Origin of the sequence: Acinetobacter sp. YH12106, assembly GCF_013418995.1 — a bacterium.
GTDB lineage: Bacteria > Pseudomonadota > Gammaproteobacteria > Pseudomonadales > Moraxellaceae > Acinetobacter > Acinetobacter pseudolwoffii.
This window is the reverse complement of the sequence record NZ_VPAV01000003.1, coordinates 41,489-59,706: the sequence shown is the minus strand read 5'-3', so window position 1 is coordinate 59,706 and position 18,218 is coordinate 41,489. Positions and strand designations below refer to the sequence as shown.

The following is an 18,218-nucleotide window of genomic DNA, read 5'->3' as shown; positions in this document are numbered from 1 at the left end:
CCGATCTGGTCCCTTTTCTTTGTTTTTGGAAATCTTTTTAAATTATTTTAGAACTTTTGGATGACTTCTCGATTTAAACGTCTATCCAAATCATTTTTTGACAAGTTAGAAACCCTGCACAAATGCAATCAGCTTTTGATGGTACGACACTGTTGTAATAATTGATGGCAGGCATTGCGAATCATGCTGGCGGTAATCTGGACTTCATTACCGCGCTCATCGACGATATATCCTGCATGTACAGTCTTTGGTTCTAATACGTGTTTTAGGCCTTTATTAATTACTGCTTTACTCATATTCATAACACACTCCTTTTGCTAAGCCTGAAACTGGGAGAAACGGCTTTGGCTAATTCATGCATCTAGTATTGTAAATAACAGCACCAATGTAAAATTTCAGATGTAACAAGTGTTTAACGATATTCTGTTACAATTTCAGCTGAGAATGATATCGTATTGCTCTTGCGTATACAGATTTTCTACTTGGAACTTAATCACGCGATTAATGAAATGCTCTAGATCAGCGACTGCTGGGGCCTCTACTGTTAGTAAACGATCAATTACAGCGGGATGCGCGACAACAGTAAAGCCACTCTGCGACTCATAAGCACGTGCATAACGCAGAATTTCTCTGAATATTTCGTAACATACTGACTCGGCTGTTTTGACATAACCACGTCCCTGACAAGTCGGACAGGATTCACAGAGTAAATGTTCCAGTGACTCACGGGTGCGTTTTCGGGTCATTTCCACCAGACCCAGTTCAGATACCTGAGTAATCTTGGTTTTAGCATGGTCACGTTCCAACATGCGCTCAAACTGTTTCATCACTTCTTCACGATGCTGCGCTTCCTGCATATCAATGAAATCAATGATGATAATTCCACCCAGATTACGCAGACGCAACTGACGTGCAATGACCTGAGTCGCTTCCATATTGGTTTTAAAAACAGTGTCTTCCAGTGAGCGACCACCCACATAAGAGCCGGTATTGACGTCAATGGTGGCCATCGCTTCGGTCTGATCAATCATCAGATAACCGCCCGACTTCAACGCAACACGAGTTTGCAGCGCCTTTTGCAGATCTTCTTCAACATTATATAAGTCAAAAATTGGACGCTCGCCCGGGTAGTGCAGTAAGCGGTCTCGCATATTCGGCACGAATTCTTCGACAAACTCTTGCAGCTTGGCATGAATTTCACGTGAATCGACGTAGATTTTTGCAGTTTCTTCATTGGCCAGATCACGAATGATCCGTTGTGGTAAAGGCAATTCTTCAAAGATCAGCGAGGGAACTGCAATAATCTTCTGCTTACGCTGGATATATTCCCAAAGCTTGGCCAGATAAGCCATATCTTGGGCAATGGCTGCTTCTTCAATACCTTCAGCAGCGGTACGTACAATCACTGAGCCTGGCAGCTTATGCTCGGCCTGAATCCGCTCAATAATCGAACGCAAACGATTGCGCTCTTCCTCAGATTCAATTCGCTGCGACACCCCAATATGATTGCCATAAGGCATCAGCACCAGATAACGCGAAGGAATAGACAAATCCGTGGAAAGACGGGCACCTTTGGTACCCAGCATATCTTTCATCACCTGAACCGTGAGGATTTGACCGGGCTGAAGCAGTTCAAAGACATTTGGGGTGGGCTGCTGGCGCGGCCAGACCATATCATTGATATGCAAAAATGCCGTTCTGGACAGACCAATATCCACAAACGCAGCCTGCATACCCGGCAAGACCCGTACCACTTTGCCTTTATAGACATTACCGACCAAGCCACGCTTGGCCGTACGCTCGACAAACAGTTCATTGACCGTGCCGTTTTCAATCAACGCGACCCGACATTCCATCGGCGTGACGTTAATCAATAACTCGTCAGACATAATTACACTCAAAACATTATAAAAATTCTTTTTATCAGCAGTTAATTTAGTGCCTTAACTGTCTGTAATAACTGTACGGTTTCATAGAGCGGCAAGCCGACCACATTGGAATAGCTGCCTTGTATTTTTGGAATATAACGTGCTGCAATTCCTTGAATCGCATAAGCCCCGGCTTTCCCCAGCGGCTCACCTGTGGCCCAGTAACTTTCCATGTCTGCGGCACTCAGGATTTGAAATTCGACCTGCGTACGTACCACTATACTGTATTTTTCATCTTTTGTACGAACACAGACACCGCTATAGACATCATGCCACCGACCGGAGATTTTTGTCCACATTTCAATGGCATGTTGCTTGGATTCTGGTTTACCCAAAATCTCACTATCGACCCCCAGACTGGTATCCGCAGCAATGATGATTGCATCTGGATAACGCTCGGCCACTGCATCAGCCTTGGCTCGTGCCAGACGTTCAACATAAGCCGCGACGGATTCACCTTCACGCACAGATTCATCGATATCCGGACTGTAGATATCAAAGCTCAGTCCGAGCTGCTGTAATAACTCACAACGCCGAGGTGAGCTGGAAGCGAGAATTATATGCGCCATTTTTTCAACATATAATAGAGGACAGGCCAAACCAGAATACTGGTCAGCATTGGAATCCAGTGCCTGGCAAAAGAAAATTGCACGCCTGCCACAATCTGGGCAAAAAAGATCATCAGCAAATGTGCAACAATTGCCAGCCCCGTAATCACCCAGAGATTATTAAAGGTCAGGATACGGCGTTCACGCGTCAGAAAACGGGCTAAAAAGGCAATAATAATAAAGCTGAGGGCATTCAGACCTAAAGGTGCGTCCAGCAGCAAATCAATAAAAATACCGGTACCAAAGGCAAACCAGATCCCGCACCAGGTCGGCTGACACAACACCCAGAACAGCATCACCATCAGCATGAACAGCGGACGCCAGCCCGAGAGGGTATAAGAAAGTGGATAGACCATCAAAATCGAAGCCACGATCACCGAAATGACGATGGCAAATAAGGGATCACGATGCTTTCTGGATTTCATCTTAGCGATTGACATGCGGTTGCTCCATCGCCAATGAATCGGAAAATAACACCACCACATGATGACCACCGGCCAACTGCGCGGCTGGCGTTACATCAATCTGGGCAAATTCACCTGAATTATGTCGTTGTACTTTGGACACCTGCCCCACCAGATAACCTGCCGGAAAATGTTGGCCCAAGCCTGAACTATAGACTTTTTCCCCGACCTTGATATTGGCACTGGTAGGTACATATTCCATTTTCAAACGTCCCAGATCACCCGTCCCCGAGACAATGGCACGCATTCCAGTATGTTCCAGACGCACTGACAATGAATGTTCTTTATCAGACAACAGCATGACCCGGCTACTATGCGGATAGACATTAATAATCTGTCCCATAATCCCCTTGTCATCCAGTACCGTTTGCCCGACTTTCAGCTCGTTATTTGAACCCCGGTTGATCACAATGATATGTCTTAAAGGATCGGCATCGGTGCCAATCACTTCCGCAATTTCAATACGCCCGTCAATGATCAGTGGTGTATCGAGCAGACCGCGCAAACGGGTATTTTCAGCAGAAAGTTCAGAGATTTTTTGTAAGCGAACTTGCGCCTGCAACAACTCAGCCTGCATCGCGGTATTTTCCCGACGCAACTGAACTTCAGACTTGGTTTGTTGATTCAACCACTCTCGCGACAATACCGGATAACTGGCCACAGCATAAATAGGATTATAGGCCGCGTACAGGACATCCCTTGCAGGTTGTACAACATGTGGCATGCGCCAATCAAAGAAAAGCACCACCAAGCATGTTACCAATGCAATGATAAAAGAGCGAAAAGATGGCGGTTGTCGAGAAAACAGATGTGCTTGCACCCGCCGAATCCTTTTCTTAGCCTACGAATAACATGTCATGATTTGGATTGTCGAAAAATTCGAGTACCTTGCCACCACCACGGGTTACACATGAGAGTGGATCTTCTGCCACCACAACCGGCAGGCCGGTTTCTTTGGCCAGCAGCTTGTCCAGATTACGCAGCAATGCACCACCACCGGTTAACACGATACCGCGTTCAGCAATGTCCGAAGAAAGCTCAGGAGGTGTGTGTTCTAGTGCTGATTTCACCGCAGAGACAATGTTTTGCAAAGGATCTGAAATGGCTTGAGTCACTTCGTCTGAGTTAACCACAATCGCACGTGGTACACCTTCTGCAAGATTACGGCCACGAACTTCAATTTCAAGCGGTTTAGCACCTTCATCTGGCAAGGCCATGCCCACTTCTTTTTTGATCACTTCTGCCGTGGTTTCACCAATCACACAGCCATGCGCCTTACGCACATAGTTAATGATCTGCTCATCAAAGACATCACCGCCAATCCGTAAAGAATCTGCATAGACACAACCCTGCAGGGAAATGATCGCAATTTCAGTGGTACCACCACCGACATCAACCACCATCGAACCACAAGCCTGCTCGACTGGCATCCCTGCACCAATCGCTGCTGCCATTGGCTCTTCGATTAAACGTACGTCACGTGCGCCCGCATTAAACACGGCTTCACGAATGGCACGGCGCTCAACAAGGGTCGATTTACATGGCACACAAACCACGACACGCGGTGCCGGAGTAAATAAACGGTTTTCATGTACTTTGCGAATAAATTGATTCAGCATGGTCTCAGTGACTTCAAAATCCGCAATCACACCGTCTTTCATAGGACGGATCGCTGAGATATTGGCTGGGGTACGACCTAGCATTTGCTTCGCTTCAAGACCGACTGCCGCAACAATTTTATGTGAACCACTATGACGGATGGCTACAACCGTTGGTTCATTTAATATAATGCCTCGTCCTGGCGCATAAATAAGTGTATTTGCTGTACCTAAATCAATGGCAAGATCGGGCGAAAACAAGCCTATTAGTCGTTTTAGAATCACGGGGACGTTCTCAGTTAAACTTTATATGGACGCAAGGTGGCCACTTTAACTAAATGTGATGATTTGGACAAGTCAATCGCTTATCATAACGCATGATAATTTGAATTTTTTTAATACTGATTAGGTAATATTATGTCTACATCGGATGCACAGCATTCTGCAGATTTAAGTGCAGAAACAGTTTCAGCTATTGCCAACCTTGCAAGGTTATCTCTCAATGATACGCAATCTGCTGAATATGCTCAAAGTTTAAATAAGATTTTAGGCATGATGGACACATTGAAAGGCATCAATACCGACGGAATTGAACCGCTGAAGAGCCCTTTCGACCATCCTCAGCCACTACGTGAAGATGTGGTCTCAGAAAGCAATCATCGCGAGCAATACCAAGCAGTTGCACCTGCTGTTCAGGATGGTTTATACCTCGTACCGCGCGTGATTGAGTAATTACTACCCAGTTCATTCTTTTTATTAAATTAAACGTAAAGAATTATTTCTCATGACAGATTTACATCGCTTATCCATTCGTGAACTCAGTGAAGGTCTGGCAAATGCCCAGTTTTCATCTCGCGAATTGACTGAACATTACTTAAAGCGTATTGCAAAAATTGATGCTCAAGTAAAATCATATGTAACCGTTACGCCTGAATTGGCATTGGCAGAAGCTGATGCGGCTGACACACTGCGTAAGGCAGGTGGTGCAAATGTGTTAACAGGCGTACCAATCGCGCATAAAGACATTTTCTGTACTCAAGGCATCAAAACCACTGCCGGTTCCAAAATACTGGACAATTTTATCTCTCCTTATGACGCCACCGTTGTTGCGAAAGGCAAAGCTTCGGGCCTGGTGACTTTGGGTAAATTGAACATGGACGAATTCGCCATGGGTTCGACCTCTGAAAACTCATATTACGGCGCAACGGCTAACCCTTGGAATTTAAACCATGTTCCTGGCGGTTCTTCAGGTGGTTCAGCAGCAGCTGTTGCAGCGGATCTGGCACCCTTCGCTACCGGTACTGACACCGGTGGCTCTATTCGTCAACCTGCGTCATTCTGTGGCCTGACTGGACTTAAACCGACCTATGGCCGTGTGTCGCGCTTCGGTATGATTGCCTATGCATCATCCCTCGACCAAGGCGGCCCGATGGCACGCTCAGCAGAAGACTGTGCCTACCTGATGAACGTGATGGCCGGTCATGATGCCAAAGATTCAACGTCAATGAATCAAGTGGTTGATAACTATGTGGCGAACCTGAATGATACATCCGTCAAAGGTTTACGCATTGGTATTCCAAAACAGTACTTTAATGTTTCCGGCCTAGCTGAAGATGTTAAAGCACGTGTCGAAGAATCATTGAAAAAGTTAGAAGACATGGGCGCTACGCTGGTTGAGATCGACCTCAACATGACCGAAAGCTACGTTCCGACCTACTACCTGATCGCACCTGCTGAAGCATCTTCTAACTTACAACGCTTTGACGGTGTGCGTTATGGCTACCGCTGTGAAAATCCAGTGGACTTGATGGACTTGTACAAACGTTCACGTTCAGAAGGTTTTGGTGCGGAAGTGCAACGTCGTATCCTGATTGGCACATATGCGTTATCCGCGGGTTACTACGATGCATATTATGTGAAAGCACAAAAAGTACGTCGCCTGATCCAGCAAGATTTCCTTAAAGCCTTTGAATCTGTCGATGTGATTGCTGCGCCATCTGCGCCAACCACAGCCTATAAAATTGGTGCGGATTTGACTCCGGTTGAAATGTACCTAGGCGATATTTATACACTTGCAGTGAACCTGGCAGGTCTTCCTGCGATTAATGCACCTGTTGGTTTTGACCAGAACAACTTGCCAGTTGGCTTACAGTTGATTGGGAATTACTGGTCAGAATCGCAATTGTTGTCTGTGGTGCATCAGTATCAGCAAGCAACCGATTGGCATACACAACGCGCGGCAATTGCTGAGGAGAATGCATAATGGCTCAAGCTCAAAACAATTCTACAAAAGCGGCTAAACCAAAATCTAACCTGATTGAGGGTTGGGAAGTCGTTATTGGTATCGAGATTCACACCCAGCTTGCCACCAATACCAAAATTTTCTCGGGTTCATCGACTGTATTCGGTAATGATCCAAACACCCAAGCCAGCCTTGTAGATTTGGCCATGCCGGGCGTATTGCCGGTATTGAATAAAGAAGTGGTGGATCTTGCGATTCGCTTTGGTTTGGGTATCGATGCCTATATTGATCAGGCCTCCGTATTTGCGCGTAAAAACTATTTCTACCCGGATTCACCAAAAGGCTACCAGATTAGCCAGATGGACAACCCGATTGTGGGCTTGGGTCATATCGACATCCAGCTTGAAGATGGCACGGTTAAACGGATTGGCGTAACCCGTGCGCACCTTGAGGAAGATGCAGGTAAATCGATTCATGACCAGTTCGAAGGTATGTCAGGCATTGACTTGAACCGTGCCGGTACGCCGCTGCTTGAAATTGTTTCTGAACCAGATATGCGTTCGGTTGAAGAAGCGGTTGCTTATATTAAAGCGATTCATACGCTGGTGCGCTGGTTAGGCATTTCTGACGGCAACATGGCAGAAGGTTCGTTCCGTTGTGACTGTAACGTGTCTTTACGTCGTCCGGGTCAACCGTTTGGCACACGTTGTGAATTGAAAAACCTCAACTCATTCCGTTTTATTGAACAAGCGATCAATGTTGAAATTGAACGTCAAATGGAAATTCTGGAATGGGACGGCACCATTGATCAGGAAACGCGTTTATTCGATCCTGTGAAGATGGAAACGCGTTCAATGCGTTCAAAAGAAGAAGCCAACGATTACCGTTACTTCCCTGACCCTGACTTGTTGCCTGTGGTGATTGCGGATGAACAAATCGAAGCAATCAAAGCCACCATGCCTGAGCTGCCTGCGGCACGTCGTGCGCGTTTTGTGGCGGACTTTGGCGTGACTGAGTACGATGCTCACGTTCTAACGCTTACTCGTGAAATGTCAGAGTTTTATGAAGAAGTCGTGAAAGCTGCTGGCGGCGCTGCACAAGGTAAGATTGCTGCAAACTGGGTGATGGGCGAATTCTCAGGGGCGCTCAACAAAGCAGGCCTAGATCTTCAAGATTCTCCTGTTTCTGCGGAAAAACTTGGCGGCATGATCGCACGTATTGTCGATAACACCATTAGCGGTAAGATCGCGAAACAAGTGTTCGGCTTTATGTGGGATGAAGGCAAAACTGCGGACGAAATTATTGCTGAGAAAGGCTTGAAACAGGAAACTGATACAGGCGCGATTGAAGCAATTATTAAGGAAGTGCTTGCCGCCAACGAGAAGATGGTTGAAGAGTACAAATCTGGTAAAGAAAAAGCTTTCAACGGTCTGGTTGGTCAAGTGATGAAAGCGTCTAAGGGTAAAGCCAACCCTGCTCAAGTGAATGAATTGATGAAGAAATTGATTGGTTGATCTGATCTTTCTTTAAAAGAAAACCCGCTTTAGAGCGGGTTTTCTTTTTATTTATCACTTATAATTAAGGTAATAATTTTTTCGAGAACTAAAATAATGCAAAGAGGTATTATTATTCCTCCAGCCTTAATGAAATGTGATGTAGAAAAAAATAGTGTCTTTATTGAAAGGTCATATAACACTCAAGAATTACAATACTTTTCTTTGTATTGGGACAAAATAGCGATACCTGAACAACGAGCTATAAAATTAGGACTTCCTTTCGAACAGGATTATGTTGAAGCAGGGATTTTAGAGCTTGTTAAGTCCCCATTTAACTCAGGCGAAATGGCAAATATACTTCAAAAATCTCATACATATGTGGCTAATATAAAACTTCAAGATCCTGAAAATGATTGGACTCTCGTAAATATGCTCGACTCCAAAGACAATGATCCAATTCAATATAGTAATAAAGATGTTTTAAAAGTTGAGCTAAGAAAATTATTACCTGTTCCGCGAAAAGATATAGCTATTCACGATTTATTAGATTTCAAAACACAAAGAAATGCTGAATTGATAGCATTACATAATTCTTTAGATGAGATATATGAAAAAATATTAAATAGCGAAGATAAAGACTTAAGAAGGAAAAAAGAATTTTATGATCTAAAAGTAGCAATTCATAACTTAGACAGAACTCTCACTGAACGTTTTCGCTTTACCTCTCGAGTCGATCATTCAGTAAGTTTAGAATTTAATGAAAGTGTATTAGCTGAAATGATAAAAACTGGGATTATTGATATTGCTTCAACTACATTTCCTGTTTTAACTATTGCTAATACATTAAGATCAATGCTCAAGTTTAAATTTTCAAAAGAATGGACTTTAAAATCTGCTAAAGGCAATTTAAAACTCGATTACTTAGTTAGAGCTAAGCAAAATAATATTATTTGAGTTGGGTAATTTTTATGGCCATCAAAAAAGTAACCTCAATCGCCAAACTCGAAGACTTAGGACGCATTCAGCTGTCTAAATCCTTTTTCATGCGTGATTTCCTTTATAGCGAAATCGCCAATTGGTACGGTGTACCCAACTTCCCAGATCATCCTGACATCGCCATTCGTACAGGAACAGAACTCTGCCAACAACTGCTCGAGCCACTACAACAAAAGTTTGGACGTATTGCCATTCGTTCAGCTTATCGCTCACCAAGCGTGAATCAACTCGGCAATGAAAAAGGACATAACTGCGCAACTAATGAGAAAAACTTTGCCAGTCATATTTGGGACTATCCCGATGTAAAAGGCTATGGTGCGACGGCGTGTATCGTTATTCCATCATTCTTAGAATTGTATGAAAAAGACCAAAGTAATTGGCAACAACTTGCTTATTGGATTCATAACAATTTGAACTATAGCCATCTACAATTTTTCCCAAAACTCTGTGCATTTAACATTGGTTGGCATGAACAGTCTGCACGGGACATTTATAGTTATATCCAGCCAAAAGGCTATTTATTACGGGGTAAAGCGGTGAATAAAGAATTTGAAAAGTTTTATCCTGATTTGATTTAATCCCCCTAAATCCCCCTTTGAAAAGGGGGACTTTGTCACGTAATCAAATTGATACACGTAGTTCCCTCTCCTTTTTTAAAGGATGAGCGTTATAACGCGCAAGAGGGAGAGGATTATTAAAAGACTCCCTCTCCTGAGTAAGTTTTAAAGCACTACTTTAAAATGCAGCGCAAGCGGTTACTAGCAAGATTTTTATTATTTATACTATAAAATCAGAAATATCCAAGCAAAACAAAAATGACACCTGAACTATTACTTACCATCATTCAAACCCTCATCGGATTATTTGCTCTGGTCATTATCATTTTACTGATAATGATCAAATGGCGTAAACGACTATCCGCAGCTCAGCCTGTACCATATAGAAAACAGCGCGGTTTGGGCTTAGCAGATGGGCTTGAATTTATTTTCTATCCTATTTACTGGCTGATTAAAATCATTATCGCTATTTTCAAATAAAACCAGCTTACCCTCTTACAACCCCAACTTATTCAGCAAATCTGGTGTCAAAAAAGTCTGTGCCACACGATTTAAATCGATATAACGCAGCACACCTTTAAGCTGATTATTGATTTCAGGATTCTTTAAAATTTCCTCACCTGTGGTTTTACCCAAAGCCTGAAAACTATCGCCCACAGCCTGTAAACCTTCAGCTTGAATCACCGCCTTGGTCTGTGCTGAACATTGCTCCACTAAAATGCGCTGCAACACCGTCGCCAGATTCTTGTCTAATGCTTCCTTTTGAGTCGCAGTCACATTGCTAAAAGCCTTTAAATCGGGATGATTGCCCAATGCCACAAATGTCCATTGCAAGACCGTGGTTTTATCAGTGGCTGTAGTGGACTTCATCAAACAGTCACTCAGCTGATCGACCGTTGGGCCCGCCATCGTAACCTGTGCTGCTCCCAATAATGCTGCACCTAGAAAAAATGAACGAATACGAGAAGAACTTTTTAAACCCATCACCACTTCCTTTTAATATGACATCAGCATTTTGGCGCTGAAAATAGTTTCTTTGTATCATGTAAAAAGGAAATATACTGATAGAGCTCTGTAAAACCTGAACTGGATTTAAAATTAATTCAGATAAAAAATTTCATCCCATCATGCTATTCATCAGATGATGATATTGATCGAGTAAACTTAGCGTTATTATTCAAATTAAAACAATAAAAATAATCATGATGACTGCAAACACCTTTAACAGCATCCTTCCTTGGAGACTGGTTGTGTTCTTTAGCTTGACCGTATTGTTATTGATCCATCCTGTTTTTCGAAGATGGATGTTCGAATCGCGCGACCTGCCCAGCAAACGCAGTCGGATCTCATCCTCTATATCCGACCTGATTGAACTGATTTTTTATCCCATCTTCTGGTGAATCAAAATCATCATACGGATTCTGGATTAAATGCGTTTAATTCAGTGCTTATTTGATCTGTCTCAACATATTCTTCGCACCACTATGATTATAGTTATTAGACAGATTCTGTAGCACACGCTTGGCCTGAGTTTTAGCATTCGGGAAACGGTTGGCATAGGCCGGAATCCCGTTCAAACAGCGAGCAACCAGCATACCAGATTCGGTATAAACCCGAGTTCCCTCAGTCCCCTGCAATTTGCCATAATTGTAGGCACGCTGCGCATTATTGCAGGCATTATTCAGGTTCTTGCCACTATTAATATCACGGCGTGCTGCCACATAGAGCTTCATCTGCTGCTGTTGGGGTGTTTCTACCACTGAAGCTCTCACGGGGACTACCCTCGTCGCGATCTGTTTTTTCTCTAACTCTTTTCTTTCTAATTCCTTTCTCTCTAATTCTTTCCTTTCCTGCTCTTTACGCGCTGATTCTTTAAGTTCATTCGTGCTCTTCGTTACAGGCGTTTTTATCGATGCAGCAGTCTTTTTCTGGGTAGCGACAGTGTTCTTATTTGCAGCAAGGTAAAAGTTTCTTGCCTCAGTCGCACTCATCAGCTTGGTCAGCAATCGAACACTACGGTTCTGGCTGGTTTTATCGACCTGTCGTTCAGAAACCGGCTCGATCGAGACGATCCAGCTTTCAGCCAGGCCATCCATACGACACTGATAGGCGCCGCTGCCCTGTATCACACCTCGGTTTGTACTCAGGCGTTTACGTTGGGCAAGATCTGCCACGGCATTAAAATTACTTCTATACAATAGGGAAAATTTACCGCCTTGTTCATGACAATATTGCGTCAGGATCGAACGCGGATACATGGCCTGAGTGCTGTTATTTTTCTGTGCTTGCCCCCAAAGATAAATATAATCTTTTGCACTGCCATCACGTTGATTCAAAGCCCGCTTGGCGATTAGCTCTTCCGGACTGGCAAAAGGATGTAAAACCCCTGATTTCAGCCGACTCACGCTATTACATCCCGCCAAGCCTATTGCCCCTATTATTAGAATTATTACGTTTAGCTTCACAGCAAATATCTCAACCCCAAATTCCCGTATAACATAGCCTAAATAGCAGCAAACAACAAACACAAGATGTTGATAAGTATCAAATTTAAAAGATAAAAAGGAGGCACATCATTCACAACCCTATACATTATGCCAAGCCTCAGCCTATAAAAATTGAGATAAGCATCCTTCTGGCGCGTAGTTAAAGGATAAATAACAGCGGGATTGAATCAGAAATAAATAGAACACCACATAAAAAGCCGAAGAAAGATAGCAATCTTTCTTCGGCAGCTTATTCAGGATAACGGTACAGATCTTTATTATCATGTGTAAAAAATTACTTTTTACCCTCTATAGCATTGTCTGAACAAGATCAGCATCAGAATAATTTCCTCAACGTACACTTCTTATTTTTATACGTTAAACCGCTGGAAATTAAACTCCATCTTCGCTGGTCATTAAGATTCTAATCAGGAAAACCAGACCTGAATACCCCTATATTGGGATGTTTTGCTCCTATTTGATCTGATCTGATCTAACCAACGGTCAGATCAAGCTTTTCGATTAGATATTAACGTCGATTTAGATATAAAAAGCCAAAGATAAAATCATTTGGCTTTTACAATCTAATGGGTAACTTAGAAAAAATTAATCCAGATGGGATTCAAATGCTTTTAAACGTTTATAGATCGACATCAGCTCAATAATGGTCGGCCACGATAAAATCAGATATTGGAAGGACTCACGTACTTTTCCAAATACATTCAGGATTTGCATCATCAAACCCAGGGTGATCGTTCCTGCTGCAATACTCGGAAACAGGATAAATAATCCATAGATATTGTCTAACTGTAAGTACCAGATCCGGACCAGGTTGAAATAGGCATAGTGAAAATACAGACGGAAATAATTCCAGCGTACCCGGCTAAACAGTTCTTGCAGTGTCAGCGGATGAGCCCGATCAGCATGATCCTCTCCGTACACCAGTTCTTTACGGTAAGCAGCCTCGACTTTCTGGTTATTAAACTCCAGTCCTGGCAGTTTCATCCCGACCACCATCAAAATGACGGTACCCAATACGGCCCATCCAATAGAAGCCCACATTAAAGCATGCGGTATTTCTCCCACAATTGGCAGAACCTTTACATGACTTGAAAGCTGGTACAGGATAGGCAGAAACGCCATCAATAACATCAATGCTTCAATCAGGGAAACACTCAGCTGTTCCGTGGTTTTGGCAAAGCGCATGGTATCTTCCTGAATACGCTGGGATGCGCCTTCAATATGACGCAATTGTTCCCAATGTGCCGTGTAATAGTTATTCATCGCGGTACGCCAGCGGAACACATAATGGCTGACGAAAAACATATTAAATACGGCCAAAGTGACGTAAATCATGGCGATATAGATAAAGGTTAAAGCTTCTTGATAGAGAAGTGAAACATCTCCGCCACCGCTGCCTAGCATTTTCTGGATCTGGTCATAAAACGGGCTATACCATTCATTTAAAACGACATTGACCTGTACTCCAAACCAGATATTAAACAGGATAAAAGCCGAGCCCCAGACTGACCAACGCTGCCATGGATGTTGTGCTTTCCACGTCCAGAAGAGAGCAAATATGGCAGTGGCAAGAAAAAACCAAAGGTAGAACCAGAGAAACTTGGCTGACCAGAAACGACTGATACCGATAGCGAGACTTTCCTCAGAATAGCCTTCAGGGAAACCCAAATAGACTCCCCATCCTGATCCGCCAGTATGCCAAAGCACAAGATTAAGGATAAACCACAAAATCAGGCTGCTAAAAAACCAGACAGGTTGCGGAAAAAATGACTTGAACATGCTGACCGAGTTCTCCTTCTATATTTGGGTCATCCAAATGACGCCTAGTTTATTCTTATTTTAGACTTTTACTGTTATAAAGCATTAATTTTCAATTTAGTTTAAAAAATAACATAGCGATGCATAGTCCCTTATAAAATTTATTTTTATAGATTTTCAAAACGTATTTTTCTCTTAATGAGTCTTTTTATTCTTGATCAGCCTATCTAAAGCTCCAGAGGCAATCAGGTGCATGAATCATCAAGTTTTTGCCTTATGTATTTTTAAATCCTGTACATCAGTACGGCCTGTCTGTTTTATTAAAAACGAATATAGCTTCTTAAAATTCTATAAATAGAATGAAATCAAATACTCAATAAGGCCTTTATAGATGTTTAGATAAAGGTTTTGCTGCTACTGAAGTAAATAAATCATTGACCCAGTTCTCATTTTTTGGAGAAATAGTTAAATTTTCAAAAATCATGCTATGATTTAACTCTCGAAAAGTAATCTTATTTTGGAATAAAACTATGGAAAGTTCGGTAATTGAATTACTTAAACCATTGACCTTAGAAAAGGAAAATTGTACCCCGATTATTTTTGAGGCAGGCACTGTTTTGAAAGTGGTCATGCAAACTCCCACCAGTCTTTTGGTCAGTAATGATGATGACTTTAACTTCACAATTCCTTTAAAAGATGAAAATGAGCTGTGGAGAGAGCTCTAAGCACTTTCTCTATTTTGAACAGACGGGTTGTATCTGTGCCAGCTGCTGAATTGATATGATACGGCCCTCAACTAAGCTTCCTTTTGAATGTAAGTTATCGTTATTTTATTCCCTGCTCAAAATTCATTTACTCTTTTTTTCTGAGAAGTCCTTGGCAGTCTAAGCGGGATATGATTCGTGCAAAAAACACCTTTATAGTTGAAAATCCACCTATTTTTGGCCGGGACTAAATAATTTGCACCCTATTTTCCCTTTTTATGTAAGTTCCAATACTTAAAGGATCTTCTTTCCTTACACACCTTTTCTTTAGCTTAACTTCATCTAAGCTCAACGTCTTGATTTTGAAACCTGAATATTCTAGCTATTTATGACCAGTAAATTAAAAAAACCTCAGTCTATATGAGTGACTTTTTATACCAAATGATAAAATTAAAAATCTAATAATGAGAAAAATTTAAATCTGTAAAACTAATTTAAAAAATCCTTAAACATCGTCAAATTTTTATATCCGATCTAAAGAAAATTATAGAGCAATAAGTTCTTATCCTGTAACATTCTAATAGCCCCCATATCTTCATGACCTTTTATATATTTAAAAAATAATAATTTTCAACAGCTTCTCTTCTATTTTTTTCACTCCAAGAATAGGGTTAATTATTTTCATCCAAAAAATTCATTTTAAATAAAATTAACTTATATTATCTACATTTAAAATATATCAAATTTTAAAAATAAAATACCAAATTATAGCGATTAAAATTTCAAACAACTCAAGCAATCACATTGAATATTATGGCTTAAATAAAAAATAATCCTAAATAAAAATCAATTAATAAAAAACAGTCAGAGCATTATCTTTAAAGTTTATTAAGAATAATATCTTTTACATGAAAAATATTTCCAAATTTTACAAAGTAACTGTACTTGTTAAAAATGTTTCTTTTCTGCACTTAAATCCAGTCTGTTAAATGAAATATGCTATAAATTTATTAGATTAAAAATTAATCAGGCAGTTTTAGATTTTAAATTAATTTTATTTCAAATACTTAGGTAGAGTTTATGTCCGCTCAACACTCTGATCAAGATGTAGAAGATTCACTTATAGTGCCTTCTCCTCTATTAGCTCAAGTGATTTTAACTCAACTCAATCCAGTTATTTATTCTCATAAACTTATTTTATTTCTTGATATTGATGGAACTATTTCTGAATTCCATCCTGATCCAACAAAAAATATAATTAAAGATGAAACCTTAAATACCTTGAAAGAGCTACAACAATATATTGAGTTGGTATTAATCACTGGTCGTTCTATTGTACAAGCTCAAAAACTTATTTATCCCTTTGACTGGAATATTGCCGGCTCACATGGTCTGGAATTAAACTATCAATCGCGTTTAAGTCATTTAATTGATTTAAATTCTGAGCAATTTGAATTATTAAAAAATTATATTACTGAACATAGCGCTCAGCTTGCTCAGATTCGAATAGAAAAGAAAGACTATTCGATCGCACTGCATTTTCGTGAACATCCACATTTAGAAGATCTGGTGCATACATTTGCATTGGATTGTCTGACCCACTTTCAAGCATTTGAACTGAAGGCCGGGAAGTTTGTATTTGAGCTGGTACCCAAAGGTGCAAACAAAGGTTCAGCCATTCAACACATTCACCAGCAAGCTCATTTAAGTGATCATTACCCTATTTTTATCGGTGATGACCTGACCGATGAAGCTGGCTTTCAGGTGATTAATAGCTTAAAAGGCTGCTCCATTAAAGTCGGCACGGGCAACACCGTAGCACAACATCGGCTCGAAAACGTAACACAAGTACAAGCTTTTTTAACGGAGCTTTTAGCATTATTTAAAGCACAACAACAACAATTATTGGAGAAATCACATGTCAAAACTCATTGTGTTATCAAATCGTGTGAATCTACCTAACCCAGACAATACACAGGCAGGTGGATTAGCGGTGGCTTTGCAGGATGCTTTGCAGGATATTGGCGGCATTTGGGTCGGCTGGAATGGTTCCAGAGTCGATCATGGCAAAGAGCAGAAGTTTCAAATCCTCAAACATCAGAATGTTGAATATCATACGAGTCCTTTGACTGAGCCCCAATATCAGGGTTTTTATTGTGGTTTTGCCAATAATGCCTTATGGCCGCTGATGCATGATCAGCATCAACTTGTGGATTATCAGCCGCAGGATTTCAAAACCTATAAAGATGTCAATTTACGCTTTGCCAAGCATCTGAAACAGGTCGCCTCTCCCCATGACATCATCTGGATTCATGATTACCATTTTTTAAGTGTGGCGCATTACTGTCGAAAACTGGGTATGCGTAACCGTATTGGTTTCTTCCTGCATATTCCTTTTCCTGAACTGAAACTCTGGCAGACGTTACCGGCCTATCAGGATCTGGCGCATCATCTGGCTCACTTTGATGTACTCGGATTTCAAACCCCACGCGATCAGAAAAACTGTATCCAGTTTCTGGAACAGACCTTAAAAATCAAGCATCGTCATGATGAAATCCTGAATTATCAGTCAAGACGGATTTATGTGAAATGTTATCCAATTGGCGTGCATCCGGTTCAACTGAAAAATCAGGCGGCTGATAGCCAGCTTAACAAATTGCCTTTTGATCTCGAGACAGTCCGTCCTTATAAACGCATTATTTCGGTCGACCGGATTGATTATAGTAAGGGTTTACTGGAGAAAATCGGATCCTTGCAAAGCTTGCTGGAAGATCAGCCCGAATTTAAACATCAGTTTCAGCAACTGCAAATTGCCTGCCCATGCCGACTGGATGTCAAAACCTATAAAAACCTGTATGAGCAATTCCAGTCTGCCGTGCAGGAACTCAATACCCAGCATGGCACAGCAGACTGGCAACCTTTCGATTGCAGTTATGAAACCTTAGGTCATGAAGCCTTAATGCAGCTTTATCGCAAGGCAGATATTTGCTGGGTCAATTCGATCCGGGACGGTATGAATCTGGTGGCGAAAGAATATATTGCGGCGCAGAATCCACTCGATCCGGGTGTTTTAATTCTGTCTAAATATGCCGGTGCTGCCGAACAAATGAAAGAAGCCTTGCTGGTCGATCCTTATGAGCATGACAGTATGTCCAAAGCCTTGAAAAAAGCGCTGCGCATGTCTAAATCGGAGCGTTTAGAACGTTATCGTTATTTAAGCCAAGGCTTGAAAAACTTCGATATTATTCGCTGGCGAGATCAGTTTATTACTGACTTAAAAAAATCACAGAGTGTACGAATCTATCGTCCAGTGGCTAGCGGAATTTCCACCCAGTTCAGTGTGCATGCTTAAATACACAC

The 18,218-nt window shown here is 41.6% G+C and carries 18 protein-coding genes; 8 read left to right on the top strand and 10 right to left on the bottom strand.

Annotated features, from left to right (window positions below):
* Positions 1 to 128 precede the first annotated feature (128 nt).
* From FTU45_RS04230 to FTU45_RS04205, 6 genes are all read right to left on the bottom strand, one after another.
* A complete protein-coding gene (locus FTU45_RS04230; protein ID WP_005096185.1) occupies positions 129 to 302 on the bottom strand; it encodes a PA1571 family protein in 174 nt (57 codons plus the stop codon).
* 132 nt (positions 303 to 434) lie between these two features.
* Complete coding sequence (gene rng, locus FTU45_RS04225; RefSeq protein ID WP_005096179.1) at positions 435 to 1,889, bottom strand: ribonuclease G; 1,455 nt, start codon at positions 1,887 to 1,889, stop codon at positions 435 to 437.
* A 41-nt stretch (positions 1,890 to 1,930) separates the two neighbouring features.
* Positions 1,931 to 2,497, bottom strand: a complete 567-nt coding sequence (locus FTU45_RS04220) for a Maf-like protein (protein ID WP_005096178.1) — start codon at positions 2,495 to 2,497, stop codon at positions 1,931 to 1,933.
* A complete protein-coding gene (gene mreD, locus FTU45_RS04215) occupies positions 2,485 to 2,976 on the bottom strand; it encodes a rod shape-determining protein MreD (RefSeq protein ID WP_005096176.1) in 492 nt (163 codons plus the stop codon). Before mreD ends, FTU45_RS04220 begins: the two co-directional genes overlap by 13 nt.
* Positions 2,963 to 3,820, bottom strand: a complete 858-nt coding sequence (mreC, locus tag FTU45_RS04210) for a rod shape-determining protein MreC (RefSeq protein WP_005096172.1) — start codon at positions 3,818 to 3,820, stop codon at positions 2,963 to 2,965. The genes mreD and mreC overlap by 14 nt, the downstream gene beginning before the upstream one ends.
* Before the next feature lie 16 nt (positions 3,821 to 3,836).
* The gene (locus FTU45_RS04205; protein ID WP_004279360.1) at positions 3,837 to 4,883 is read right to left on the bottom strand and encodes a rod shape-determining protein; all 1,047 of its coding nucleotides are present in this window, start codon (positions 4,881 to 4,883) and stop codon (positions 3,837 to 3,839) included.
* 132 nt (positions 4,884 to 5,015) lie between these two features.
* On the opposite strand from FTU45_RS04205, the gene gatC reads away from it, so the two are divergent.
* From gatC to FTU45_RS04175, 6 genes are all read left to right on the top strand, one after another.
* Positions 5,016 to 5,330 (top strand): Asp-tRNA(Asn)/Glu-tRNA(Gln) amidotransferase subunit GatC, encoded by a 315-nt coding sequence (gene gatC, locus FTU45_RS04200; protein ID WP_180075980.1) that lies wholly within the window; start codon positions 5,016 to 5,018, stop codon positions 5,328 to 5,330.
* Between the two features lie 52 nt (positions 5,331 to 5,382).
* Positions 5,383 to 6,861 carry an Asp-tRNA(Asn)/Glu-tRNA(Gln) amidotransferase subunit GatA gene (gene gatA, locus FTU45_RS04195; protein ID WP_100534443.1) on the top strand — a complete coding sequence of 493 codons (1,479 nt, stop codon included), beginning with the start codon at positions 5,383 to 5,385 and terminating at the stop codon, positions 6,859 to 6,861.
* Positions 6,861 to 8,354, top strand: a complete 1,494-nt coding sequence (gatB, locus tag FTU45_RS04190; protein WP_100357575.1) for an Asp-tRNA(Asn)/Glu-tRNA(Gln) amidotransferase subunit GatB — start codon at positions 6,861 to 6,863, stop codon at positions 8,352 to 8,354. The genes gatA and gatB overlap by 1 nt, the downstream gene beginning before the upstream one ends.
* Positions 8,355 to 8,450: 96 nt before the next feature.
* Positions 8,451 to 9,290, top strand: a complete 840-nt coding sequence (locus FTU45_RS04185) for a DUF6236 family protein (protein WP_180075979.1) — start codon at positions 8,451 to 8,453, stop codon at positions 9,288 to 9,290.
* 14 nt (positions 9,291 to 9,304) lie between these two features.
* The gene (locus FTU45_RS04180; protein WP_100357577.1) at positions 9,305 to 9,910 is read left to right on the top strand and encodes a hypothetical protein; all 606 of its coding nucleotides are present in this window, start codon (positions 9,305 to 9,307) and stop codon (positions 9,908 to 9,910) included.
* A 237-nt stretch (positions 9,911 to 10,147) separates the two neighbouring features.
* The gene (locus FTU45_RS04175; protein ID WP_180041197.1) at positions 10,148 to 10,369 is read left to right on the top strand and encodes a hypothetical protein; all 222 of its coding nucleotides are present in this window, start codon (positions 10,148 to 10,150) and stop codon (positions 10,367 to 10,369) included.
* A 15-nt stretch (positions 10,370 to 10,384) separates the two neighbouring features.
* On the opposite strand, the gene FTU45_RS04170 is transcribed toward FTU45_RS04175, so the two are convergent.
* From FTU45_RS04170 to FTU45_RS04155, 4 genes are all read right to left on the bottom strand, one after another.
* Positions 10,385 to 10,873 (bottom strand): hypothetical protein, encoded by a 489-nt coding sequence (locus FTU45_RS04170; RefSeq protein ID WP_005172120.1) that lies wholly within the window; start codon positions 10,871 to 10,873, stop codon positions 10,385 to 10,387.
* Between the two features lie 464 nt (positions 10,874 to 11,337).
* Positions 11,338 to 12,294, bottom strand: coding sequence for a hypothetical protein (locus FTU45_RS04165; RefSeq protein WP_180075978.1), 957 nt, complete (start codon positions 12,292 to 12,294; stop codon positions 11,338 to 11,340).
* 687 nt (positions 12,295 to 12,981) lie between these two features.
* A complete protein-coding gene (gene sbmA / locus FTU45_RS04160) occupies positions 12,982 to 14,175 on the bottom strand; it encodes a peptide antibiotic transporter SbmA (protein ID WP_005096155.1) in 1,194 nt (397 codons plus the stop codon).
* Positions 14,176 to 14,539: 364 nt separating this feature from the next.
* Positions 14,540 to 14,785 carry a hypothetical protein gene (locus FTU45_RS04155; protein WP_005172124.1) on the bottom strand — a complete coding sequence of 82 codons (246 nt, stop codon included), beginning with the start codon at positions 14,783 to 14,785 and terminating at the stop codon, positions 14,540 to 14,542.
* A gap of 1,153 nt (positions 14,786 to 15,938) precedes the next feature.
* Here FTU45_RS04155 and otsB point away from each other — a divergent pair.
* Both otsB and FTU45_RS04145 read left to right on the top strand, forming a co-directional pair.
* Complete coding sequence (otsB, locus tag FTU45_RS04150) at positions 15,939 to 16,820, top strand: trehalose-phosphatase (RefSeq protein ID WP_180075977.1); 882 nt, start codon at positions 15,939 to 15,941, stop codon at positions 16,818 to 16,820.
* Positions 16,777 to 18,210 (top strand): trehalose-6-phosphate synthase, encoded by a 1,434-nt coding sequence (locus FTU45_RS04145; protein WP_100328863.1) that lies wholly within the window; start codon positions 16,777 to 16,779, stop codon positions 18,208 to 18,210. The genes otsB and FTU45_RS04145 overlap by 44 nt, the downstream gene beginning before the upstream one ends.
* The last annotated feature ends 8 nt before the right edge of the window (positions 18,211 to 18,218 follow it).

Coding starts and splice junctions, on each gene's coding strand:
- FTU45_RS04230 (WP_005096185.1), bottom strand. CDS start 302: ATGAATATGAGTAAAGCAGTAATTAATAAAGGCCTAAAACACGTATTA.
- rng (WP_005096179.1), bottom strand. CDS start 1,889: ATGTCTGACGAGTTATTGATTAACGTCACGCCGATGGAATGTCGGGTC.
- FTU45_RS04220 (WP_005096178.1), bottom strand. CDS start 2,497: ATGGCGCATATAATTCTCGCTTCCAGCTCACCTCGGCGTTGTGAGTTA.
- mreD (WP_005096176.1), bottom strand. CDS start 2,976: ATGTCAATCGCTAAGATGAAATCCAGAAAGCATCGTGATCCCTTATTT.
- gatC (WP_180075980.1), top strand. CDS start 5,016: ATGTCTACATCGGATGCACAGCATTCTGCAGATTTAAGTGCAGAAACA.
- gatA (WP_100534443.1), top strand. CDS start 5,383: ATGACAGATTTACATCGCTTATCCATTCGTGAACTCAGTGAAGGTCTG.
- gatB (WP_100357575.1), top strand. CDS start 6,861: ATGGCTCAAGCTCAAAACAATTCTACAAAAGCGGCTAAACCAAAATCT.
- FTU45_RS04185 (WP_180075979.1), top strand. CDS start 8,451: ATGCAAAGAGGTATTATTATTCCTCCAGCCTTAATGAAATGTGATGTA.
- FTU45_RS04180 (WP_100357577.1), top strand. CDS start 9,305: ATGGCCATCAAAAAAGTAACCTCAATCGCCAAACTCGAAGACTTAGGA.
- FTU45_RS04175 (WP_180041197.1), top strand. CDS start 10,148: ATGACACCTGAACTATTACTTACCATCATTCAAACCCTCATCGGATTA.
- FTU45_RS04170 (WP_005172120.1), bottom strand. CDS start 10,873: ATGGGTTTAAAAAGTTCTTCTCGTATTCGTTCATTTTTTCTAGGTGCA.
- sbmA (WP_005096155.1), bottom strand. CDS start 14,175: ATGTTCAAGTCATTTTTTCCGCAACCTGTCTGGTTTTTTAGCAGCCTG.
- FTU45_RS04155 (WP_005172124.1), bottom strand. CDS start 14,785: ATGACCACTTTCAAAACAGTGCCTGCCTCAAAAATAATCGGGGTACAA.
- otsB (WP_180075977.1), top strand. CDS start 15,939: ATGTCCGCTCAACACTCTGATCAAGATGTAGAAGATTCACTTATAGTG.
- FTU45_RS04145 (WP_100328863.1), top strand. CDS start 16,777: ATGTCAAAACTCATTGTGTTATCAAATCGTGTGAATCTACCTAACCCA.